The sequence below is a fragment of the Bartonella harrusi genome, from assembly GCF_024297065.1.
GTDB lineage: Bacteria > Pseudomonadota > Alphaproteobacteria > Rhizobiales > Rhizobiaceae > Bartonella > Bartonella harrusi.
The window spans coordinates 1789270-1813246 of the sequence record NZ_CP101114.1 but is presented as its reverse complement, the minus strand read 5'-3'; the positions used below and the strand labels follow the sequence as shown (position 1 = coordinate 1813246).

Here is a 23977-nt window from a genome sequence, read left to right as displayed (position 1 = left end):
GATCATTCTCGTCATCCCTTATCTTTGTAAAATGTGCAAAAATTGTCAAGAACTTGCGTGCTGTTATACCTTTCAGCTTTCTCTTCTCTTAAATGAGACTTTGCATGTCTTTAGAGTGTGTTCTTTTTTGATGATGACAGTGTGTAACTTCATAGAGAAACTTGCCTCTTTTGCCGGTGTTTATAAACCGAAAAAGAAGAAAAATTGTGCCTCTAAACGAAGCTAACGCATAAACTGCAATGTCTGCTTCATCTTTCTCCACAGAGGCAAAAATATGCAATACTCCATCATGAGAGATGTATTCAGAGACTCCATATTATAGCATGAGAGACTTATATTCAGAGACTCTTTTTCTCTGTATTGAAACAGAGACAGCTTTTCCCTCTGTTGTTACTGCGTTTTTGTCAAATCTTTCACGAAGTGTTTCGTCTTTTTTGTTTACTTTTTCACTTTCAGCACCAGGATTTGCTTTCATATATTGTTCGAGACGTCGGCCGCCTTGTGTGTGTTTGTAAAAGCGAGAAGGAAGGTACTGATCGACTTTCTCAGAAGGGAGAGTTGTATTGGGTTCACATAAGACGCCGTTAATATTGTCTTGGTGCATTCTTGTCAATTTGTCAGCGTTCGTATGAAGCTTTTTAGCAAGCGCTAAACAAAATATTCCGCATTCAGAGTTACTGCGTTGAATGTCCATGACACCCTTGGAAAAATGACATTCTGGCAATTTATGTTGTATGATTAGGTGTAGTCTTACTGCGAGCAAGAGTGCTAGCTCACTATCAAGTGTGGTTGGTTCAAACGTGATCAAAGAGGTTTTGCCCGCAATGGTTCTTTGATCGAGGACCAAAGAATGGATGCCTCTGTCCGTCATGTTCACGATATATCGAGAAGAGAGAACGCCATTATCCCTTGCTTCTTTTATTGAAGAGACAAGCTCTTGAGATGTCGTGACAAGTTTGAGATTTAATCCTTCATGTTTACGATTTGCTTGCTCTATCAGAGCTGGCATCAGTTTAAGATCTGTAGTGGCATAGTAGTAATTGCCTTTGATCGCACTCCCGTCAGCAATATCGCGTTCGAGCTCTGCGATAATGTCTTTTAATTGTTCTTGACCGAAGGAAGTCTCTTTTTCTGTTTTAAGGCTGCTTTTCTCTAAATCCGTAGAAAGACTTTCTAAGGATCCACTGGCACGCGCACCTTCCTGTGTTTGTGAGGCACCCTGGGCATGGCTTTTGGAATCTTGTGGTTTCATAATATAAACCTCCCTGTTAACGATCGACACGGAATGCTAGCTTTATATTCTGGCTGAATCATGTTGTGGTTTTCAATTTTTGCTTATCGTGAAAGCTAAAAAATGAAGGCTTTCTTTTTTAAAGATTTGTAAAGCGGGAGAATTTGAGGGGCGAAACCCCAATTGTCATTGGCATATGTAAAATCTGCTAACGTGGAGACAGGAGCATTGTTGTCATTCTATACGCAAATTTCCCTCTTTTGCTAGTGTCTCTAAAACCAAACTCCGTCTCTAAAACCAAACTCTTTGCCGGTGTTTTATAAACCGAAAAAGCAGGAAAATTGCGCCTATGAACGCGTTTAACGCATCAACTGAAATGTTGAGTTTCATTTCCCTCCACATATGCGAAAAATATGCAATACTCCATCATGAGAGATGTATGTTCAGAGATTCTTTACACCATCATGAGAGAGTTATATTCTCGTATCCTTTTTTTATGAGGTGAAACAGAGACAGCTTTGTCGTTCTCTGTTTTCACTGCGTTTTTTTCAAACCTTTCTCGAAGTGTTTGCTCTTTTTTGTTTACTTTTTCACTTTCAGCACCAGGATTTGCTTTCATATATTGTTCGAGACGTCGGCTACTCTGTGTGTGTTTGTAAAAACTAGCGGGAAGATAAGTATCTAATTTCTCAGAAGGGAGAGGTGTGTTGGGTTCACACAACACGCCGTTAACATTGTCTTGGTGCATTTTTGTCAATTTGTCAGCGTTCGTATGAAGCTTTTTAGCAAGAGCTAAACAAAATATTCCGCATTCAGAGTTACTGCGTTGAATGTCTATTTCTGCAATAGAAAAATGACACGCAGGCAATTCAGATTTAACAGCCATTTGTGTTCTTAGTGCTAACATTGCTGTATGCACACTGTTGAGTGTTGCTGGTTCAAAAAATATCAAGGATGTCTGGTCACCAATGTTTTGATGATCAATCACTGCAAAATGGATTCCTCCGTCCTTCTTGTTTATTATGTATCTGGAAGATGAAATTCCCTTATCCTTTGTCTCTTTTATTGAAGAGATAAATTCTTGAGATGTCGTGGCAAGTTTGAGATTTAATCCTTCATGTTTACGATTTGCTTGCTCTATCAGAGCTGGCATCAACTTCAAATCTATATTTGCATAATCACCTTTGAGCCAACTTCCATCAGCAATATCGCGTTCGAGTTTTGTGATAATGTCTTTTAATTGTTCTTGACTGAAGGAAATCTCTTTTTCTGTTTTAAGGCTGCTTTTCTCTAAATCCGTAGAAAGGCTTTCTAAGGATCCACACGCACCTTCCTGTGTTTGTGATAAACTCTGGGCACGGTTTTTGGAATCTTGTGGTTTCATAATATAAACTTCCATGTTAACGATCGACATGGAATGCTAGCTTTATATTCTGGCTGAATCATGTTGTGGTTTTCATTTCCCCCTCACTTTGAGAACCCCATTCATGGCTTCATTTTTTGCCCAATGATTTGCTCAATACTAAGTTTGACTTCTCTTTTGCTCGAAAGGACGAAGATCCTTTATTTTTACCAATTTGTTATTATGTGGTTTTTCTTGAGAGAGGTTCCATGCGCTTATGGCATAGGTGATTTACAGTAGAGTTTGATGGCGATTTTAGCGCGGTTTATAGGCTACAAGCCGGATGCGGCGATGGAGCAGTGAGGCGGTGGGATAAATTTTGCCTTGAAAATTTCGTTCAAGTTAACTTAACTCTCTTTAGAAAGCAAAGAGAGAGTGAAGGAGGAAAAGAAAATGAAAGAGAGGATTGTGTTTTTTGGTAGGTGCAACGGCACCCTTGTCCCTCTTGCTCTTTTTAGCAGCATTATAGAGAATATAACCGTATGGAGGAATTATAATAAAATATAGGCACAAAAAAACACTCCCCGCATGTGTCATTAAATACAATTTTTCATCTGTTGTCAAGAGAAAAATGATGCTCTTGTGTTTTTATGGCTGTTGTGTTGGTTTGGGAAAAATGCTTTTTGTCTTCTTTAAAAGTTGTTGGAGAGCTGAAACACTACTTTTCTTTTGAGAAAAAGTAAGGTGATTTCGCTAAGGTGAGATGTGCGTTGTTTGTAAAACAAAACGCCATTAGGTTGCACATTCATGGGCTTGTTTTAAAGAGACATCTCTTAAAGCACCTAAACCCATTTCACGACGGTGCTCGTGGATGGTATAGCGGTAAAGCCATTGAACGTCACCATCTTTACGCTTATGAAGGTACAAGCCGGCACCATCATACGCTTTACCGACCGCCAATGTTGCGAAAGCCCTTGGGTCTTTAGACGATTCATAACAGGCATTTTTACGTCCTTTTTAAAGAGACATCTCTTAAAGCTCCCAAGCCCATTTCACGACGGTGCTCGTGGATGGTATAGCGGTAAAGCCATTGAACGTCACCATCTTTACGCTTATGAAGGTACAAGCCGGCACCATCATCCTCTTTACCGGTCCCCAATGTTGCGAAAGCCCTTGGGTCTTTAGACGATTCATAACAGGCATTTTTACGTCCTTTTTAAAGAGACATCTCTTAAAGCACCTAAACCCATTTCACGACGGTGCTCGTGGATGGTATAGCGGTAAAGCCATTGAACGTCACCATCTTTACGCTTATGAAGGTACAAGCCGGCACCATCATCCTCTGTACCGGTCCCCAATGTTGCGAAAGCCCTTGGGTCTTTAGACGATTCATAACAGGTATTTTTATACCCTTCTTGAGAGTTTTTACCCACACGCTATCCCCACTTGTGACGTGTAAGAGGATGGTTTTGTTTGATTCAAAATGAAATGATTTAAGATAAGAGAATCTTACAATATTCGGGGTTGTGATACAAGTTGAAAAGCATTTTTATCGTTATAAATCAATATTTATTTGATGATACACGCTTTGTATGGCGGTTTTTGGTAGGGGGGTGGTTGTGGCATTTGCTATGGGTGGTGGAGCGTGATTTTGCTCTGTTAACAGCGGTTTTCTGTGGCACTGGCATTTCTTGTCTGTAGCAATGATGCTTGTTGTTTGAAGCTGCTGTTTGTAACCAGCATTGGGCAATGCGGGAGATGCATTGTGCGTTTATATGGACCTCATGGGACGGGGTATTCTTTATGCTCCGTCAAAATATTTATCAAGCGCATTAAGAATAAGACGCAACGAATGAACAAGGGAGGGAAGCTGTTGATCCTCTACAACAAGATATTGTAATGCGGCATGAAAGTTATGTTGACGATGTGAATTTTGTGCTTCTTGAATGGCTTTTTTCATGCCATCATAGTGATCGGTGGCTTTTTGAATCCACTGTTTGTGGGCGTTTTCATTTGATGCATGGGTGAAATCATCATAATATCCACTCGGCAAACCTTTGGCACATAAATAATCATTTCTGATTTGTAGATAGCGTTGCGCAGTCTCATATTGTTCTTTACTGATACCTGAACCATCTTGTTTGTAGCCAAGCAAACAAAGGCGTCCAATATAGGAACTCGAAAGCGGATTTTTGGCTTCTTCTAAAGTCAAACCAAAGTGTTTCGCACGCATTTCAATGGTTAGAAGAGGAGGGGGCGTGCGTGGTTTTTTGGCACGTGAAATACGACCATTGGGTTCTCTAAGTTTGCCTGTTATTCTCGGTCTACCGCGTTTTTTACCTATTTTCATAAATCTACCATTTGAATTTAAAAAAGATTGCTTGTTTAAGAGTGATTGGGGGGGGAAGTATTGCGCAAAGGCTCTCCTTGGTGAAATAAGTGGAGGAGGAAGAATAGAGTTGGGGGAATATAACCCGGGGGGGAACAGAATGAAGGGCCGTTGCTGAGGAAAAAGCAAGGGTGATAAACTTCTCTTTTTTATCTCAAGCAAGCGCCATGCTTTGTGCATGGAGAATGATGTTGCCTTATACCATTTCGTTTGCTCTTTTCATTGCCATTGAGACTGTTATTGCTAGGGGATCATTTGCTTTCCATAGAATTTTTAAACATACTAAAAAGTTAAACATACATTGAAAAATTTTAAGAACAATTTTTGCCAAATGCGAACGGAAAAAGACAAAAACAATGGAATATTTATAGGGAAAATACGTATGGGGATGCGCATGTGTTTGATACCTATGCGTTTTTTTGTTGTCTTCTCTTTTTGTTGAAGGGAGGCCGTGGTGTATCTGTTTTAAATCATTGCTTGAAAAGTCATTGTTCTGATTGATTTTGCTGTGTTCTCCTGGGTTTTGTTGGGTGGTACAGTATTAAGATGTGTGATGTAAAACACTTTAATGAAGTTTATTATTCTCTCCACTAAAGTCTTTTTTGTCTCCTTTTTAGAGGAATATTTTACTCTGCGTTAAACAAAGTATAGCTGTAAAAAATACTCTTCAACCCTTCTTATTGTACCATAATTTATATGCTTTTTTCAAATAAAATATCAATCATATTTCAACAATGCAACTGTCATGACAGTGGCCGTAACAAAATGAGCGATGCGTCCCTCCGCTTGTCTTTGTTGGGCATGATTTTTTATCTGTATCCTTTATAGAAAATATTTTATCCTATTCTTTGGTATTGTTTTGTCAAAAAAACGGATTTTTTCATGAAACTGTCTTGTTATGAGAGCATATCATTGAAAAATACTTTTAAATTACGAATATGTTTGTCATTGCTCCAACGCCCCAACGTCCCAGCACCTCAGCGCCTCAACGCCTCAGTGTTCCAGCGCCCCAGCGCCCCAGCGCCCCAGCGTCCCAGCGTCCCAGCGCTCCAGCGTCCCAGCGTCCTAGCGTCCCAGCGTCTCAGCACCTCAACGTCCCAACGCCCCAGCGTCCCAACGTCCCAACGTCCCAGCGCCTCAACGTCCCAGCGCTCCAGCGCCCCAACGTCCCAGTGCCTCAACGCCCCAGCGTCCTAGCATCCCAGCGCTCCAGCGTCCCAGCGTCCTAGCATCCCAGCGTCCCAGCGTCCTAGCGTCCCAGCGCTCCAGCGCTTCAGCGTCCTAGCGTCCCAGCGCTCCAGCGCTTCAGCGTCCCAGCGTCCTAGCGTCCCAGTGCCTCAGTGTTCCAGCGTCTTAGCGCCCCAACGTCCCAGCACCTCAGCGCCTCAACGTCCCAGCGCTCCAACGCCCCAACCTCCCAACGTCCCAGTGTTCCAACGTCCCAGCGCCCCAGTGTTCCAGCGTCTTAGCGTCTCAGCGTCCCAGTGCCTCAGCGTCCCAGTGCCTCAGCGTCCCAGTGCCTCAACGCCTCAGTGTCCCAGCACCTCAGTGTTCCAGCGTCTTAGCGCCCCAACGTCCCAACGCCTCAGTGCCTCAGTGTCCCAGCGTCCCAGTGCCTCAACGCCTCAGTGTCCCAGCACCTCAGTGTTCCAGCGTCTTAGCGTCTCAGCGTCCCAGTGCCTCAGCGTCCCAGTGCCTCAACGCCTCAGTGTCCCAGCACCTCAGTGTTCCAGCGTCTTAGCGCCCCAACGTCCCAACGCCTCAGTGCCTCAGTGTCCCAGCGTCCCAGTGCCTCAACGCCTCAGTGTCCCAGCACCTCAGTGTTCCAGCGTCTTAGCGCCCCAACGTCCCAACGCCTCAGTGCCTCAGTGTCCCAGCGTCCTAGCGTCCCAGTGCCTCAGCGTCCCAGTGCCTCAGCGTCCCAGTGCCTCAGCGTCCCAGTGCCTCAGCGTCCCAGTGCCTCAGCGTCCCAGTGCCTCAGTGTCCCAGTGCCTCAGCGTCCCAGCGCCTCAACGTCCCAGCGCCTCAGTGTTCCAGCGCCCCAGTGCCCCAGTGCCCCAGCGTCCCAGTGCCCCAGTGCCCCAGTGCCCCAGCGTCCCAGTGCCTCAACGTCCCAGTGCCTCAGTGCCTCAGTGTCGCAGCGCCCCAGTGTTCCAGCACCTCAGTGTTCCAGCACCCCAGCGTCTCAGTGCCTCGATGCCTCAGTGTCCCAGTGCCTCAGTGTCCCAGTGCCTCAGTGTCCCAGTGCCTCAGCGTCCCAGCACCTCAGCGTCCCAGCACCTCAGCGTCCCAGTGTCCTAGCGTCCCAGCGCCTCAGTGTCCCAGTGCCTCAGTGTCCCAGTGCCTCAACGCCTCAGTGTCCCAGCACCTCAGTGTCCCAGCACCTCAGTGTTCCAGCACCTCAGTGTTCCAGCACCTCAGTGTTCCAGCACCTCAACGTCCCAGTGCCTCAGTGTCCCAGTGCCTCAGCGTCCCAGCGCCTCAACGTCCCAGCGCCTCAGCGTCCCAGTGCCTCAGCGTCCCAGTGCCTCAGCGTCCCAGTGCCTCAGTGTCCCAGTGCCTCAGCGTCCCAGCGCCTCAACGTCCCAGCGCCTCAGTGTTCCAGCGCCCCAGTGCCCCAGTGCCCCAGCGTCCCAGTGCCCCAGTGCCCCAGTGCCCCAGCGTCCCAGTGCCTCAACGTCCCAGTGCCTCAGTGCCTCAGTGTCGCAGCGCCCCAGTGTTCCAGCACCTCAGTGTTCCAGCACCCCAGCGTCTCAGTGCCTCGATGCCTCAGTGTCCCAGTGCCTCAGTGTCCCAGTGCCTCAGTGTCCCAGTGCCTCAGCGTCCCAGCACCTCAGCGTCCCAGTGTCCTAGCGTCCCAGCGCCTCAGTGTCCCAGTGCCTCAGTGTCCCAGTGCCTCAACGCCTCAGTGTCCCAGCACCTCAGTGTCCCAGCACCTCAGTGTTCCAGCACCTCAGTGTTCCAGCACCTCAGTGTTCCAGCACCTCAACGTCCCAGTGCCTCAGTGTCCCAGTGCCTCAGCGTCCCAGCGCCTCAACGTCCCAGCGCCTCAGTGTTCCAGCGCCTCAACGCCTCAATGCTCTAATGTCTATGTTGGGTTTGGGCTGAGCAATGTTTGAGAGATATGAAAACCCTTTTTAATAAGATCTTAAAAGAGAGATTAAAAATTTTTGTTAAGATTGGTAAAGGCACCCCCTAATGCATAAAGCTGTCAGAGATTTGTGAGGGTGTGTTGGCTGTCTTATTTCATTGAGATACGGAAAATTCACATATTCATGCTGTTATTGGGTTCGTGTCCTTTACGTGCTTTTGATTGGTTTATGCATTTTTCGTGTCCATGTTGAATATGGGGGGAAATCCGTAACACAGCTCTAAGCACTTGCCTTGTAAGGGGTGGTTTGTAAAAAAATGAGAAAGCGGGGTTTTATCAGTATGACAACAAAAAAGAGACAACCACAAGATGAATTATAATCACAACGTGAATCTGCTCAAACGCAAAAGAGTGCGGCATCATAGAGTAGAAAATCTGAACTCTTGGATTTCAAGGCGGATATGATGCTTTCTATGAAAGATTATAAAATAACCTTCTGCATTGCTCTCGTTTTGTTGATTTTAGGAGCCATTCGAGCCGTGTATCTGCTAATGTTTTTCTTCGGTTTATTTACTGGAGGAACTTATACTGGGGATGATGGCTTTATAGATTTTATCATCTTCCTGCCGGTTTTTATTTGGGGATTGGCTATCATCTTCCTCCCTGCCGTTTTGGTCCTCCATGTCATTATCAATTGACATTTGAAAGCAATGCTTCAGCAATGGGAAGAACCATCTGAACAACAAGCTATATCAGTTTGTGCGCAAACATTATAGGGGGGAAAAAATGATTGTTTTTACAGTCTTGTTAGGTATTCTTGTTTTTTGGGTCTTATCATTATTGCTCTTTTAAACAGTATGCTCCTTGTCGGAATTTATACCTCGTTTGTCAAACGTGTGAGATTCGTATCTTCGCATGAAAGAGGAACGCAAAAAGAAGAATGAACAAGGTCATAAAGTCAAGGTTATAGAGATAAGCATATGCTATAAGCATACGCTCTAGCATATGCTCAGAAAGTGCATTTTTATCAAATCTTGGTGAGAAGAGAAAAGGAGAGATCAAAACCGCGTAAAAGTATTGCTCCTTTCCTTTAAAAAACTGTTCCTTTTGAGCAGAGCTAAAGAGTTTTTTGCTTTCTTTTTCTCTGAGAGTTTGAATAAGGTGGAGGTTTCAAAAACACTATTCTGATAAGGGATAAGAAGGGCCGTTCTGACACGGGATCAAGGGAGCTGTTTTGACAAGAAGTCATAAGGGCCATTGGATAAGGGATAATTTTGTGCCCTCCATGAAAATTGTGTAGGATAAGCAGGATAAACAGTAGAATTTGTGATTTATCGTACAGAAGATCGACAGTTTTCTCCTGTTCATAAAAGCAATCTTTTTTCTTTGACGCTGGTGCTTCTTGTATGGATTTGTTTCTTTGCCTTTATAGCTTACTCTTCTGTGGGCAATCAAAGGGTCATGTGAGAGAGGTGCGGGAGTGTCTCTCTTAAGGTTGTTCTTGGGGTAAGACTGTCCTTGGGATAAGACTGTTCTTTGGCAAGATAACAAATTAATTTATAAAGATAATTTATCGTTTTGCATCTAGAATGATGGATCTGAATATCGTAAAATCCTTTCGTTTTACTCCCTTTTATTGTCTCAAGCAAAACCCTCTCCTTGTACGTCACAAGTGGGATGATCGTGTGGATAAAACGCGTGAGGAAAGGAGGCAAATGCCTTTCATGAATCGTGTGAATGCAAGAGTTGTTGCAACATAGGGGTAAAGAGAAGGGTCGTCCGGTTTGCTCCTTCATGAATGAGACAGACACAAAGTCAAGGGTTTTTCCACATTAACAAAAAAACGCAGCAAAATAAATTGATAGGGCTTTGTTATCGATGATTCTTTTCTCAAAAGAAACGCATTATTTTTCATTCCATTTTTAATAAGATTTCCCTTTTTTAAATGGTATTGCACTGGAAAAGTGAAGCCTATTGTGTTGTCATCATCTTATTGTGGGACGCTTAGCATAATGTTTTATCATACACCTCTCCTTTGTTGTTCTGTATTCTTTTGTTTTGTGTGGTGAAAAATGATTCAATATTGAGAAAACACAAACCATCAAAAAAACAATAAAAAAGGCATCAAAAGCTCTTCAATAGGAAAACGATCACTGACAAGTTTAGAGGGGTGTTGTTATGCAGAGTTCTAGAGGGACAAAGTCATACATTCATTTTTATGTGCGGTAAGTTTGTTTTTATCTTCTTTTACTCTTAAAAGTGTTTTACTTTTCTTATTTTAGATGCTAGTGAGATTCCCCAGTTTCGCAGTGCTCGTTGGCATGATCCGTCATTCTCTCCAAAGTGTGTGACAGTGTTTAGAGTGTATGACAGTGTCCCTCCTTTTGTTGAGAAACTGAAAAGGATGAGGATGGAATGCAATTTGCGTGGTTGTGAGAAGCATTTTCGTTAGATAGCTTATTTTTTGCGTGTCTAAAATATTTATGAAGGGGGGAGCGTAACGTGACCACAGACAAACCACAACAGCAATCTTTGCAACAGCGTGAAGGTGCGGACTTTGTCTCTCAGAGCGTTTTTGATAAAGAATATCGGCTGCTTGCTTTTAAAGATAAGATGGCTCTCTCTACAAAAGATTATGTCATACTCTTTTTCCTATCCCTTATCATATTAGTGTTTTTGGTTGTTGTAGCATGCATCCAACCTATGGGGTTGTTTCATGTGGTGTCTAAGGAACAAGCTGAGGCAATGTTTCAAGAAAATCTTCATAAAACGCTTCTGGAAAATTTGAAAGATATATTCTTGATGGGATTTTTTTCTAGTGAAATGAGTATGACAGAATTGTATCGTGCCGCTGGGTGGAATGGCGTTTGGGCTTATATACTTATGATGCCACAATTTATTTTGGGAGCGCTTCTCGCGCTCTTTCCAGTTGTTGTTGTTGTCCGCCTTATGGTGAAACGTGAATTGAAGGGCATGGTCCAGCAATTGGAGCAGCAATTGGGAAAGTCATCTCAATAGCACATTTCATGGTTTCATAGAACAGGGTAGGAAAAAAATGGATCTTTTGGCAACGTTGTCCGTCATTTTCGTCGTTGGGTTGCTGGTCATCCTTTTTAGTATGGTAAGCATTAGTGCCAATATGGCAATTGTTGCTGTTTATTACTCTTTTATTAAACGTCTTTGCCGTGCACGCGGGCTTTCCAAAACCTTTAAAAAACTTAAAAAGGATACAACACAGCGCTTCAGCGGTCACGAAAAGAAAATAGAAGAAAATGGACCAATATTTGATGTGAAAGCTTATCTCTCTTCATTCAAAGAATCTTTGGTTCTTTCCAAAAAGGATTATAAAAGAATCTTCATTTTCTCTCTGATGGTCTTTGTTTTGATTTTCTTGCCTTTCCTCATTTCGGTCGGTATGGCAGGAGAAAAACTGTTACAAGGAATGGACTTAAAACAGTTGATGACGAGTGAACCTTTCTTATTTGCTGTGTATTCTTTTTTCTCTCTTATCGTCTTTTTGAGCATCGCATTGGTGGCTTTTTCCTTACCGATAATTTTAATCTTCTACGGTATACTTAATCTGAAAGTGAAGAAGAAAATGAAAAGATTGGAAAATTTTGCTTAAAGCAGCTCAAGCGATAAATACAATGTGAGAGGGAAGAAAGTGCTTGTTTTTTTAGGAATTTGGGGTCTTCTAGGACTCATCATCGCAACCATTATAGTTGGTATGTTTATCGTTGGGCTTTTTTATTTTTTCATCAAGCAGGTGAGGTTATACTTTAATATGCTTGGAGAACTGAAAAAAAGTGCAACCCATCCCTTCGATTCTCAGCAACGGGGAGACAGAGAACAAAAAGCAAAATTGGAGACAACAGTGTCTGCCTTTCATTTGAAGGAATCTCTGTTGCTTTGGCCAAGAGAGTTGAAAATAATCTGTTGTCTCTCTCTCATCATAGCGCTTTTAAAAACTGCATTTTTTACAGCAAATATGGCAGGATGGAAAAATGACGTGAGCCTTTTTATCGCTCTGCTCTTGAGTCTTCTATCGGCCTTTTTTATTTCTTTTGCACCAATCGTCGGGTTATTCTGCATCAAATTGACTGGTAAATTGAAAAAAACAATCCAGCAACTGGAAGAGGGAACGATGCGACAAGAGACAACACTTTGCATGCAGGATGTGCGTGGAGGAAAACATGACGAGTAGTTTTGTAACATTCTTGACCCTCAATTTTTTGACTTCGGTCATCATGGGCTTTATCGTTACCGTACCGATTTTGGTCATTTTTTACTTGTTTTTCAAGCGTGCGAGGCTCTATTGTAAAGCAAAAACAGCATTAAAAGTGCTTCAAGAGTGCGATGCAAGAATTGAAAAAACAGTAAAATAAAAAAGTAAAGTGAAGCAGAATTCAATGTTTGAGAAGAAGACTCTTCCTTCGTTTTTTGAAGAAAAATGGACCCTTTCGAAACAAGACTATAAAAGAATATTTTATATTTCTGTGGTCATGATGACTGCTCCGTTTCCCTTTTTTTTAGGATTGGAGATCGTATGCGGGTTTTTAGGATTATGCATAGTAGGCGGCGGATATGATTTCCTTTCCTTTACAATCTTACAGCCGCTTGCATGGATTCTTGGCTGTGCTCTTGTCTTTTCTCCGATTATTTGGGTGCTCCATATTATAGTAACGCGTAAATTAAAAAAAATGATTCAGCAATTGGAAGAAGAGAGCCAAAGATAAAGAAAGATGGTGCCCATCCTAATCCTGCGGTGGGGAACACATCCCATCTTGTGCGTGGGAAAAACGGAAGCCTTTTCGTGTTTCTTCATTGCTGTTTTTTCTAGCGATTACTTTTGATTTTTCTGTTAAGGAAATATTCTTGTGCTTTATACTTCTTTTTCAAAGAGGGAAGTTGTGTCGTGCCAAGTAATTGGTACAATGACTTGCTGTGATGAAAAAGCTGTAAAGCATTTTTTGCATGATGCTTTGTGGTATTTTACGAGATTTGTATTGCTTGGCAATGCTTGAGACCCTAGATTATTTTATTATCAAAGCTTTGCTGTGGGACATCAATTTGATTTTAATGACAGGTTCTGTGGTATACGCATCTTTAATGGCAATCTTTTTGTATAAACTTTGCTTCATAGACAATATACATTAAACCAAAAACATCGACACCATGACGATACCAATCATACCTGCTTCCAAACCATATTGCGTTTCTCATCCCATTTCTCGTGATGGTAATTTTGTGCTTTGTGCCTCGCTCTTGTCCTCTCTTCATTGAGGATTCTGGAGCATTTTCTAAGAATTATAGATGAGAACCATAGAGAAGGAAGAGATGCCACTCCGTCTCGATCCGCACTTTTATACGGGCTTCCTGATTGCGCAGAATCCTTTATTGTTGCTTTTGTTACCAGTATTCTTAGTATCTCTCATGACAGCTTTTTTTAAAATACGAGTTGTTTTATAGAGAAAATGCACATTAAACCAAAAACATCGACACCATGACGATACCAATCATACCTGCTTCCAAACCATATTGCGTTTCTCATCCCATTTCTCGTGATGGTAATTTTGTGCTTTGTGCCTCGCTCTTGTCTTCTCTTCATTGGGGATTCTGGAGCATTTTCTGAGAATTATAGATGAGAACCATAGAGAAGGAAGAGATGCCACTCCGTCTCGATCCGCACTTTCATACGGGCTTCCTGATTGCGCAGAATCCTTTATTGTTGCTTTTGTTACCAGTATTCTTAGCATCTCTCATGACAGCTTTTTTTTAAATACGAGTTGTTTTATTAGGAATGAATTTTACACACTCCATACACACGTTTTAGTTGTATCCATTTTCTTTTGACTGGTGGAATTGGCTCTGTATTGTCTAATGTTATACAATACGTCTTCCAAATAATAAAAATCTATAAATGCGGGGGATTTTACACTGCATTTTCCCTTGTTTAGATGGAATAGAACCAAGTACAGCAATGGCATTAAATACCATTTCCAACGTTAAAAGAGCACATATTGATATATTTAAAGTGAATCGGTTGTGCAGTGTTAATGATAAAAATTTAAAGGGTTAAGTTATGAAATCACTTTTCATAATACGCACTATAACATTTATAGCCTTTGTTTCTATACCAATATTATTGGGATGTACTAGGGTAGATAGTCTAGATAAGTGCGATAAGCTTTACGAAAAATATATGCGTGGAAAATTATACAGAATCGCAATACCTAGAAAGGTTAAAAAGTACAAGATTCCCTATGGACGATTTTTATAAAAATATAAAAAGTACCATACCCATGCCACATGACGATAGCGATTTTGGGAGATATTTCATAACATTGCCAAGCAATCCTTCAAAATTTGATATTTTAAAGTATTACCATATAGTACTTGTTTTTTGTGGACGCTTTTCTGATTTGTGGCAAGGTGATAAAAGTATGCCAACACTCACATTTAACGACTTAAAAACTGAACTTGAAAATTTTAGAATTCGTGGAGAAAAATTTTATGATTCTTTGCCTTCTCTGCACAACCATTTTTTTTCAAGGAAAATTTGAAACACATTTTAATGACCCAATGTTTGAATATGCAGAAAAGTTTTTGGATTCTCCAAATGGCATTAGCCGAAAAGAGCAAACTGTTCGTACAGAGCAGATGATATTAGATAACGAGATCATCCGTTTTAAAAACACAGCGAGAGTATGCGATCTTGCTAGAAGAGTATATCGTATAATGCTGCCCAAAAGAAGTGTACGGACACCTGTGAGATACAGCTCTTTTGAAAAATGGAAGCAATATTTAACAAATTTTTAAACTAACGATCAGAGTGCTTTTGAAGCGCATTAAGAGCAACACGCAATGAATTCACAAGATGTATGGTAGCGTTTGATCTTCACTAACAAGAGACTGTATTGCTGCGTAAAGATTATACCGTTTATAAAGGTAAGGTATTGTGCTTTTTTGATTATCTCTTGCATGTTAAAAACTCGTTTGTTGCAAATTCATCCCCTTTATTCTTTGCCTTCTCATCACAAGAGGATGGCATTGTAGATGGTGCTTGGTACACTTTTTGCATAGAGACATTGGTGCTTAGCGGTAGATAGTGTTGTGTGGTATCGTATGGCTCTTGAGCCAGCATTCCTTGCTGGTGCACTTTGCTGGTATGGCTCTGCTCGTGTTGCCTTTTTGGTGCCGTTTTTGATGATTTTTACTCATAAGAGAGTATAGCACTGCGTGGTTTATACCGTTTATAAAGGTAAGGTATTGTGCTTTTTTGATTATCTCTTGCATGTTAAAAACTCGTTTGTTGCAAATTCATCCCCTTTATTCTTTGCCTTCTCATCACAAGAGGATGGCATTGTAGATGGTGCTTGGTACACTTTTTGCATAGAGACATTGGTGCTTAGCGGTAGATAGTGTTGTGTGGTATCGTATGGCTCTTGAGCCAGCATTCCTTGCTGGTGCACTTTGCTGGTATGGCTCTGCTCGTGTTGCCTTTTTGGTGCCGTTTTTGATGATTTTTACTCATAAGAGAGTATAGCACTGCGTGGTTTATACCGTTTATAAAGGTAAGGTCTTGTGCTTTTTTGATTATCTCTTGCATGTTAAAAACTCGTTTGTTGCAAATTCATCCCCTTTATTCTTTGCCTTCTCATCACAAGAGGATGGCATTGTAGATGGTGCTTGGTACACTTTTTGCATAGAGATATTGGTGCTTAGTGGTAGATAGTGTTGTGCGGCATTATCCATACGGCTCTTGAGTGAGTATGCCCTGTCGATGTTGTTTTTGCTGGTGATTTTTACTCATAAGAGAGTATGGTGTTGCCTTGTTTGGTATGGCTTTGCCGGTAAAATATTTGCCATGGAAGGGTTCCAAAATCGATCTTGAACCGGTTATGTTGAGACAGAAGAGATGGAAAAGACAAAACAACTCTGTCACGCTTTGTTTGCAATGACGACCAGATCGATTGTTTATGGCAGAGTGATTTGTTATCAGAATTGAGAGCGAGAGATCCGCAATTCCTGTCAATGTAATATTGTTTAAATAGAAATATTATTTAATCAGTCAGACTGAAAATAAGAATGAAGAGAGTAGGGACTTCTTGTGGGGGATGAAGGAGCGATATTTGTCATCAAAAGCACAAGAGATCTTGTTGAGATCCTTTCGTCACAAAAGAGGGAAAATTAAAATGATGGTTATAAAACGGGTTTAATGCAATCAAGTGTTGAGAAAAACAAAGATCTTCTTTATATAGCGCGAGGTGAGCAATATCTTCATAAACGAGCAAAATGAAAAAGGGGAAAAATGAAGGGGAAAAATTTGGAAATCGACAAAGAGCCGCGCTCTTTTTTGTTTGAAGACGTGTTTCTTTCAAGCAGAGAATATAAAGTGATCTTCTGTATTGCTGTTGTTATTATTGTGCTAAGAGTGGCTCTCTTTGTACCAATCCTGTTAGGGTGGAAATTAACAGAGTGGCAAGCTACTACGCTTGCTTTTATCATACTGATTGTTGCCTTCATAGCGGTATGTATTCTTCTTCTTATACCGGTTACGTTGGTGCTTCGTATCATATTGGGGTCTGTTTTGAAAAAAAATATCCAAAAATTGGAAGAAGCAATTCGACAACGAGAAAAAACACCTCAGGAGCAATAAGAAAATGGACCGTGATTTGATCATATTAATCAGTGTGGCGGCTCTGTTCGTCGCTGTCTTTGCACTTTTCATTAACATGTTAATTTTTGCACTTTATTACTCTGTCTTCAAGCGGGTGAGAATGAATCGCCAGGTAAAAAAAGAATTGAAAAGGGTGCTTCAAGAAAATCATACAGCACTGGTGCCGGCATGTCGGGAAAATGGTGTAGCGGATGTGTAAAAAAGTACGCAACGCACTTTGTGAAAATGATGATGAAGCGCTTATGATGCAAAGTGCGATAGTGCTTTAAAAACTTTGTGATGGCCTGTGGAATTGCAAAAAAAGGTGGTTGTCTTGCGCTCTATCATTATCCGATCACGAAGGATTCTTCTTCTATCATCATGAGAAAATGAAGGGCTTGTGAGGATAAGAAAAGGAAGAACTGTTTCCAATGTGATTGTAATTTGCGTGATGAACGAGATTCTTGCCATAGTTTGTCGTATTCTTGATTCTCATTATGCAAAACCTTTGCTTGCCATACAATTGACCTTTGTGAGGAAGGAATGGAAAATCTTTCAAGAAAGGGTGCGTGTGGGGCAATTCACGAAAGCTCTCGATAAAGCTTTAAAGAGGATGGTGGAAGATTGTGATTTGCATGAAAGGCTTCGTTTCCAAGTGGCTCCTCCACTTTGGAAAAAGAGACTGCCTTTTGGAAAAGGGGAGAGCTTAGGGGGCTTTTTATTGCTCTTTGATATTTTGCAACTCTTGCTTTGCTTGGTTGATCGGGAGATTTAATGCTCTCGTACAAAGGGCTTTGGAGAAGGAAAGCTGTTTTTGCTTTTGGGTCAAGACATCTTCAAGGTTTGTTGGGGCTTTTGGGGAGGTTTCGGCTGGATGGTGTCCTTGTGTTGATCCGTGTGTTGATATGGCAGGAGAGGCCCCTTTGCATCGGGTTGGTATCTGGTTTATATCGGGTTTGCGCCGACCCAAGGGATCGGTTTGGTATTAGGCTTGCGTCAGGCTGCTATTGGGGGATTCATCTTGGCAAAAAAGGAGAACCTAGGGGGCTTTTTATTGCTCTTTGATATTTTGCAACTCTTGCTTTGCTTGGTTGATCGGGAGATTTAATGCTCTCGTACAAAGGGCTTTGGAGAAGGAAAGCTGTTTTTGCTTTTGGGTCAAGACATCTTCAAGGTTTGTTGGGGCTTTTGGGGAGGCTTCGGCTGGATGGTGTCCTTGTGTTGATCCGTTTGTTGATATGGCAGGAGAGGCCCCTTTGCATCGGGTTGGTATCTGGTTTATATCGGGCTTGCGCCGACCCAAGGGATCGGTTTGGTATTAGGCTTGCGTCAGGCTGCTATTGGGGGATTCATCTTGGCAAAAAAGGAGAACCTAGGGGGCTTTTTATTGCTCTTTGATATTTTGCAACTCTTGCTTTGCTTGGTTGATCGGGAGATTTAATGCTCTCGTACAAAGGGCTTTGGAGAAGGAAAGCTGTTTTTGCTTTTGGGTCAAGACATCTTCAAGGTTTGTTGGGGCTTTTGGGGAGGCTTCCGCTGGATGGTGTCCTTGTGTTGATCCGTGTGTTGATATGGCAGGAGAGGCCCCTTTGCATCGGGTTGGTATCTGGTTTATATCGGGCTTGCGCCGACCCAAGGGATCGGTTTGGTATTAGGCTTGCGTCAGGCTGCTATTGGGGGATTCATCTTGAATGCACTGTGGTGATAGAAAAAGAGGGAACAAAGGGAAAAAATCCGTCATAATTTGCTGGAACACGTTGTTGAAAAGTGCCCATGAAAAGGGAAACTGCTCAGTCTTTTAGAGTGAGAGACTCGCAGCTGTACAATATGCAGTATAAAGAGGGGACCTAAAATTAAAGAGGGGATCTAAAAAAGCTGTTGAGAAAAAAATAACAATGAAAGGAACACAGTTTCATCGTGTATGATGAAAATGATTGTGAGAAAAGGGTAAATACGATAGTTATAATCTTCTTTTTATACATCAATACGTCAATGGTGTCGATTGCGAAGCAGGGTGGTGCAGATGTTTGGTGTGTGGATGCAAATATCTGTGGTCCTCTTCCAACGCAGATTGAGAAATTCCAGTAAAGCATGGATCTTATAATGGAGGGGAAGGAAAATTTATGGAGAGGGTGTGTTTAAAGTTATTCGCTTCAAAAAATCAGTTGTTGAGAAAAATGAAGAATCCTTTTATATGCTGTGAAGGATAGGATAAAAACTTAAGGGCAATAAACAGTTAAAAAGCAGGGGAAAAAATGAAGAAGAAAAACGCAACGTCTTATAAAGGACGAACTTCTTTTTCATATAAAAAATCATTGGTTTTTTCATGTGAAAATTATAAAATCATATTACAGAGCTTTTTTATAATGCTCTGCGCATTTCCCATCATGATGGCTTTAAACGTTCCTGCTTATGCAAAGACCACTATGCAGACGTTGCAGGGGTGGAGCGGTGTGGGGTATGTGATTTTCCTCCTGCCAGTTTTTATTTGGCTTTGTATTCTCACACCTTTCCCTATTCTTTGGGGGATTCACAGTATGCGAGAACGGAAGTTGAAAAAAACCATGCAGCAAAAAGAAAAGGTAACTGAGCAGCAAGACGAAGCGGTGAGGGGATAAGCGTTATGGGACCAGGACTCATAATGCTCATAATGCCGTTCTTTTTCTTTATGGTTCTCAGTGTTGTGGTTTTTGCCATCTTTGTGAATATGATCATTGTGATGCCTTATTATGCTTTTTTCAAACGTTTGAGGTTGTATTATTGGGTAAAGCAACAAAAGCGCACTCTCAAAGAGCAGCCACAGCGTTTTTGTCAGCTTGAAAAAAGTGAAAAAGAGCAAGTGTACCAAAATTCCATTCTGGATACAGAGGAAAAAGCCTTTATATTTCAAAAATGGCTCGCTTTTTCTTGGAAAGATTATAGCTTGGTATCTTGTCTCTCTCTCATTATTATGGCTTTTAAAACTTATGTTTATATCGCTTTCTTTCAACAGATGGGGCCTCATGTAGACGAGAAGAGATTTGTGGTGCTTGTTTGTTTTGTTATGGCGTTGTTTTTGATTTCGGCATGTGTTTTTCTATCCGTTCCAGTCATTGTGGTGCTTCGTGCAAGATTAACTTCTCGGTTGAAAAAAAAGATCCAGCAGTTGGAGGAATTAACCCGAAAACAAGAGAAATCCGTTTACCAAGAGAAAGCAAGAGGGTAGAAAATGGATGCTATGACTTTTATAACTGCGATGAAATTATTCTTTCTCTTGTTTTTTATCGGGATAGTACTTGATGTTGTTTTAACGATAGCAGTGGTTGCGCTGTATACTTCTTTTATTAAGCGTTGGATACTGTATTTCAAGGTGACACAACAATTAAACAGAGAAATGAAAAAGCATACAGAGAGCTTGGAATGCTCTTGAAACAGTCATGTTATTGAAAACTGTGTCCTTGTAAAAACGGGGCAAATGCAAAAAACGAGGTGAAATTATGCTATGGTAATTACGCTATGATGAAATGGTAGTTGCATCATAGTAAAAAGAGAGAGCAGAAGAGAAAAAAGGAGGAGAATGAAGCAGAAAAATTCAAAATTTTATAACGCATTGCGTATTTTTTTTGAAAACGCGTGGTTTTCGGCAAGAGAATATATCGTCATTTCTTCCCTCTCACTCATCATTGATCTGTGGAACAGAATGGTTTTCATACCCTCCTTCGCACAATGGAAATTTATTGTGTGGCATGAGACTACGCTTTTTTCTATCCTTGTGTTTTGGCAAGTTTTGATCGTATGTGCCTTTGCTTCGATACCGGTCGTGATCATATTTCACCTCATTTTATGGTTTTTGTTAAAAAAAAATAGACGGAAATTAAAAGAAGCAAATCCGCAGTGGGAGAAAAGACCTTGTCTTCAAAATAACCTTTATAAAAAGGACAATAAGGATAAGTGCGAGACTGTTATCATGTTCTTTTCTTTTGTGCTTTTAGTTGTCGCATTGATTGTTTCAGATACTTCTTTTTTTAGCATGATTATTTTACAGCTTTATTTTGGTGTCTTTAAGCAGGTGAGAATGTCTTGCTGCGTGAAAGGAGAACTGCAAAAAGCGTTGCAAGAACATGAGATAATGTTTGTAAAAGCATGAGGGGCAAGAGGAGAGGAACTTGATAAGTGGATATGAGAACAAGAGATATGGGAATGCGCAAAGATGGGAAGAGGAAGGACAAGCTTTTCTTTTGTGCTTTTAGTTGTCGCATTGATTGTTTCAGATACTTCTTTTTTTAGCATGATTATTTTACAGCTTTATTTTGGTGTCTTTAAGCAGGTGAGAATGTCTTGCTGCGTGAAAGGAGAACTGCAAAAAGCGTTGCAAGAACATGAGATAATGTTTGTAAAAGCATGAGGGGCAAGAGAAGAGGAACTTGATAAGTGGATATGAGAACAAGAGATATGGGAATGCGCAAAGATGGGAAGAGGAAGGACAAGAAGAGCTTTATGAAGTTGATGATGAAGCTTTGACCATGGAAAGGGCGACAGCGCTTTTAAAAACTTGGGGTGGTCGGTGGAAATCGAGGGACGGGGGATCATTTGGCTCCCCTCTTCTGACCCGATCGCGAAGTGTATTTTCTCTATAATGAGGAAATGCACAAAGAGTGTCCAAACTTTGATCGTGGGCTTTTAGTGATGACCGGTCTTTTTTCTGCTGCTTGCCAAACCATCAATCCTGATAATTTTCAAAATTTACCAGCGGTGCATATAACGTTTGTAGCTAAAGGATTGGAAATTTTTGAAGAAAGAGTCACTGAAGAGCGTTTAAAGCAAGAGCTTGATAGAGTTTTAAAATAGGTGATGGAAGATACAAGTTTTCAGGAAATGTTTCGCTCGCAATAGAGCGCTCCGCCTTGGGAAAAAACACTGTAAATTGGTTGTCCAATGAAACAAAAAGGGCTCCTTTTATGCTCTGTTACATCTTGCAGCTCTTGCTTTGCTCGGTGATGTGGAGACTTGACGTTCTTATCAAAAACGCTTTGCTGCAGACAATCGATATGGCTTTGATGCTGAGAGCGAATCGGCAACTCTTGATGAAAGCCATCTTGAACGAGCTGTGGTGATAGCAGAAGAGGTGGCTAAAACAGAGCAGTTTCGTTACGCTGTGTTTGAACGAGCGGCAGAGAAAATGTTCTTGAATGTTCATCATTATCGGGATTTTAGATTTAGAGACCCAAGTTTGTGCAATAAAAACGAGATTTTCATAGAAAATGCGTCGAGCATAAAAGACAGGAATTAAGGGAACGAGGGGCTATCGTATGTGATGATGAAGAGATATTTAAAGTTGGAGAGAGAAAGTTCTGTCCCGATATTATTTATATCAAGAATGGTGAAGTAGAATTTATCGATATTAGCATTGATGAGTTGAGGATAATAAAGGGCCTTTTTATGCTAATTTAAGAACACTTCAAAAATTTAAGGAAAATGGAGAACACAAACTAAAAAGTGGATTGAAAATATCTTGAAGGATGTTGGGGGAAAAATCAACTGTCAATTGATTGTTATCTCTTTTTTGAAGAAAATTTTTTTAAAAAGAATAAATATTCTTCCCTTTTTGATAAAAGATGGATCATTCTACAGAGAAAAGATGTTAAAATGTGACTGTTCTTTTTTCTGTTTAGAAGAGAAAAATTTTCTTGGTAGAATAGAAAACAAAGTTATCTTATCATTGATAGAAAAAGTAAAGTAAAACCACTTCCACATCTTCATCGTGGAATTTTCAGTATTTCATTTTATTTATCATAATCTGTTTTGCTTCTCTTAAAAGCTGTTAGAAGCTCTATACAATATTTCTTGCATAAAACATTTTTATGCAGAAAATGATAAAATAATATAAAAATTCAGTTAACGCATAGAGTAATTTTTTTCTTGTTTTGTATAAATCGCCTGTTTCACTCTCTTTCATATCATTATTACTTGGTGTGATTATTATATTCAATGTATCAAATTTGCCACTTATTGGTTCAATATCATGTAAATCATTTTTATAAACTTCATCAGCATTATAAGGGGTTATAATAAGGTCTTTTTCTTGATTAACTATACGATCAGATTCTTGGAGTGCAAGTGCTAAACCACTTGTTATTGCTCCTGCTATGAAAAAATATCTGATATTCATAGTTTTGCTCCTATATTTATTTCTATAAATAAATATCAATATGAATTATATATAAATTTCATTTCTATAACTATAGTAAAAATGCAACATTCATAAAAAAGAAGGAAACTTGTCTAGAAATTGACAAAATTTACCCTTAATTGCCTTAATGAATTCTTTTAGAATTTGTTTTATGGATGCGTAAAGGTTGTTGTGAAGGTTCTTTACAGAGCTCCTACAGGTATGGGTGACAAAAGAGCTGCTAAAAAACTTCTTTTTTGTGCCCATGGTAGAGGGACTTATAAGAGCAAAGCATCCATGAGAGTTGAGAATCCCCCGTAAGGGGTGAGGGTATATTCTATGAGGGGTAGAATGTACTCTGTGAGGGGCGGGATGCACTTTATGAGGGTGGTGCATCCCGTAGAGTTTAGGGTGCATCTTATGAGGGTTGGATGCGCCCATGAGGGGCGGGATGCACTTTATGAGGGTGGTGCATCCCGTAGAGTTTAGGGTGCATCTTATGAGGGTTGGATGCGCCCATGAGGGGCGGGATGCACTTTATGAGGGTGGTGCATCCCGTAGAGTTTAGGGTGCATCTTATGAGGGTTGGATGCGCCCATGAGGGGCGGGATGCACTTTATGAGGGTGGTGCATCCCGTAGAGTTTAGGGTGCATCTTATGAGGGTTGGATGCGCCCATGAGGGGCGGGATGCACTTTATGAGGGTGGTGCATCCCGTAGAGTTTAGGGTGCATCTTATGAGGGTTGGATGCGCCCATGAGGGGCGGGATGCACTTTATGAGGGTGGTGCATCCCGTAGAGTTTAGGGTGCATCTTATGAGGGTTGGATGCGCCCATGAGGGGCGGGATGCACTTTATGAGGGTGGTGCATCCCGTAGAGTTTAGGGTGCATCTTATGAGGGTTGGATGCGCCCATGAGGGGCGGGATGCACTTTATGAGGGTGGTGCATCCCGTAGAGTTTAGGGTGCATCTTATGAGAGTTGGATGCGCCCATGAGGGGCGGGATGCACTTTATGAGGGTGGTGCATCCCGTAGAGTTTAGGGTGCATCTTATGAGGGTTGGATGCGCCCGTGAGGGGCGGGATGCACTTTATGAGGGTGGTGCATCCCGTAGAGT

Annotated in this window: 19 protein-coding genes and 3 pseudogenes; 15 read left to right on the top strand and 7 right to left on the bottom strand. The window is 41.3% G+C overall.

Features of this window, described 5'->3' with window-relative positions:
* Positions 1-316: 316 nt before the first annotated feature.
* The 6 genes and pseudogenes from NMK50_RS08490 to NMK50_RS08465 all read right to left on the bottom strand — a co-directional run bounded on the left by NMK50_RS08490 (position 317) and on the right by NMK50_RS08465 (position 4923).
* Positions 317-1252, bottom strand: coding sequence for a YopJ/AvrA family T3SS effector serine/threonine acetyltransferase (locus NMK50_RS08490; RefSeq protein ID WP_254770102.1), 936 nt, complete (start codon positions 1250-1252; stop codon positions 317-319).
* 433 nt (positions 1253-1685) lie between these two features.
* Entirely contained in the window at positions 1686-2615 is a 930-nt protein-coding gene (locus tag NMK50_RS08485) for a YopJ/AvrA family T3SS effector serine/threonine acetyltransferase (protein WP_254770101.1), read from the bottom strand.
* A gap of 753 nt (positions 2616-3368) precedes the next feature.
* Positions 3369-3577, bottom strand: a pseudogene (locus NMK50_RS08480) (Arm DNA-binding domain-containing protein); the annotation flags it as partial.
* 8 nt (positions 3578-3585) lie between these two features.
* A pseudogene (locus tag NMK50_RS08475) lies at positions 3586-3776 on the bottom strand (Arm DNA-binding domain-containing protein); the annotation flags it as partial.
* Between the two features lie 8 nt (positions 3777-3784).
* Positions 3785-3975, bottom strand: a pseudogene (locus NMK50_RS08470) (Arm DNA-binding domain-containing protein); the annotation flags it as partial.
* Between the two features lie 399 nt (positions 3976-4374).
* On the bottom strand, positions 4375-4923 hold the full coding sequence (locus NMK50_RS08465; RefSeq protein ID WP_254770100.1) for a hypothetical protein: 549 nt from the start codon (positions 4921-4923) through the stop codon (positions 4375-4377).
* 3591 nt (positions 4924-8514) lie between these two features.
* Here NMK50_RS08465 and NMK50_RS08460 point away from each other — a divergent pair.
* The 15 genes from NMK50_RS08460 to NMK50_RS08390 all read left to right on the top strand — a co-directional run bounded on the left by NMK50_RS08460 (position 8515) and on the right by NMK50_RS08390 (position 21539).
* Positions 8515-8751, top strand: a complete 237-nt coding sequence (locus tag NMK50_RS08460; RefSeq protein WP_254770099.1) for a hypothetical protein — start codon at positions 8515-8517, stop codon at positions 8749-8751.
* An 891-nt stretch (positions 8752-9642) separates the two neighbouring features.
* Complete coding sequence (locus tag NMK50_RS08455; RefSeq protein ID WP_254770098.1) at positions 9643-9813, top strand: hypothetical protein; 171 nt, start codon at positions 9643-9645, stop codon at positions 9811-9813.
* Between the two features lie 742 nt (positions 9814-10555).
* Positions 10556-11071: a hypothetical protein gene (locus NMK50_RS08450; protein ID WP_254770097.1), complete on the top strand. Its 516-nt coding sequence runs from the start codon at positions 10556-10558 to the stop codon at positions 11069-11071.
* Between the two features lie 37 nt (positions 11072-11108).
* Positions 11109-11678 (top strand): hypothetical protein, encoded by a 570-nt coding sequence (locus tag NMK50_RS08445; RefSeq protein WP_254770096.1) that lies wholly within the window; start codon positions 11109-11111, stop codon positions 11676-11678.
* 39 nt (positions 11679-11717) lie between these two features.
* Positions 11718-12257, top strand: coding sequence for a hypothetical protein (locus NMK50_RS08440; protein WP_254770095.1), 540 nt, complete (start codon positions 11718-11720; stop codon positions 12255-12257).
* 205 nt (positions 12258-12462) lie between these two features.
* On the top strand, positions 12463-12789 hold the full coding sequence (locus tag NMK50_RS08435) for a hypothetical protein (protein ID WP_254770094.1): 327 nt from the start codon (positions 12463-12465) through the stop codon (positions 12787-12789).
* 1470 nt (positions 12790-14259) lie between these two features.
* On the top strand, positions 14260-14616 hold the full coding sequence (locus tag NMK50_RS08430; RefSeq protein WP_254770093.1) for a hypothetical protein: 357 nt from the start codon (positions 14260-14262) through the stop codon (positions 14614-14616).
* A gap of 1748 nt (positions 14617-16364) precedes the next feature.
* Positions 16365-16712, top strand: coding sequence for a hypothetical protein (locus NMK50_RS08425; protein ID WP_254770092.1), 348 nt, complete (start codon positions 16365-16367; stop codon positions 16710-16712).
* Positions 16713-16716: 4 nt separating this feature from the next.
* The gene (locus NMK50_RS08420) at positions 16717-16932 is read left to right on the top strand and encodes a hypothetical protein (protein ID WP_254770091.1); all 216 of its coding nucleotides are present in this window, start codon (positions 16717-16719) and stop codon (positions 16930-16932) included.
* Positions 16933-17163: 231 nt separating this feature from the next.
* On the top strand, positions 17164-17487 hold the full coding sequence (locus tag NMK50_RS08415) for a hypothetical protein (protein WP_254770090.1): 324 nt from the start codon (positions 17164-17166) through the stop codon (positions 17485-17487).
* Between the two features lie 1480 nt (positions 17488-18967).
* Positions 18968-19330, top strand: a complete 363-nt coding sequence (locus tag NMK50_RS08410; RefSeq protein ID WP_254770089.1) for a hypothetical protein — start codon at positions 18968-18970, stop codon at positions 19328-19330.
* 5 nt (positions 19331-19335) lie between these two features.
* The gene (locus tag NMK50_RS08405) at positions 19336-19917 is read left to right on the top strand and encodes a hypothetical protein (protein ID WP_254770088.1); all 582 of its coding nucleotides are present in this window, start codon (positions 19336-19338) and stop codon (positions 19915-19917) included.
* A 624-nt stretch (positions 19918-20541) separates the two neighbouring features.
* Positions 20542-20838 carry a hypothetical protein gene (locus NMK50_RS08400; protein ID WP_254770087.1) on the top strand — a complete coding sequence of 99 codons (297 nt, stop codon included), beginning with the start codon at positions 20542-20544 and terminating at the stop codon, positions 20836-20838.
* Positions 20839-21115: 277 nt separating this feature from the next.
* Positions 21116-21328, top strand: coding sequence for a hypothetical protein (locus NMK50_RS08395; protein ID WP_254770086.1), 213 nt, complete (start codon positions 21116-21118; stop codon positions 21326-21328).
* Positions 21329-21335: 7 nt separating this feature from the next.
* A complete protein-coding gene (locus NMK50_RS08390; protein WP_254770085.1) occupies positions 21336-21539 on the top strand; it encodes a hypothetical protein in 204 nt (67 codons plus the stop codon).
* A gap of 982 nt (positions 21540-22521) precedes the next feature.
* On the opposite strand, the gene NMK50_RS08385 is transcribed toward NMK50_RS08390, so the two are convergent.
* Positions 22522-22860, bottom strand: coding sequence for a hypothetical protein (locus NMK50_RS08385; RefSeq protein WP_254770084.1), 339 nt, complete (start codon positions 22858-22860; stop codon positions 22522-22524).
* Positions 22861-23977: the final 1117 nt, after the last annotated feature.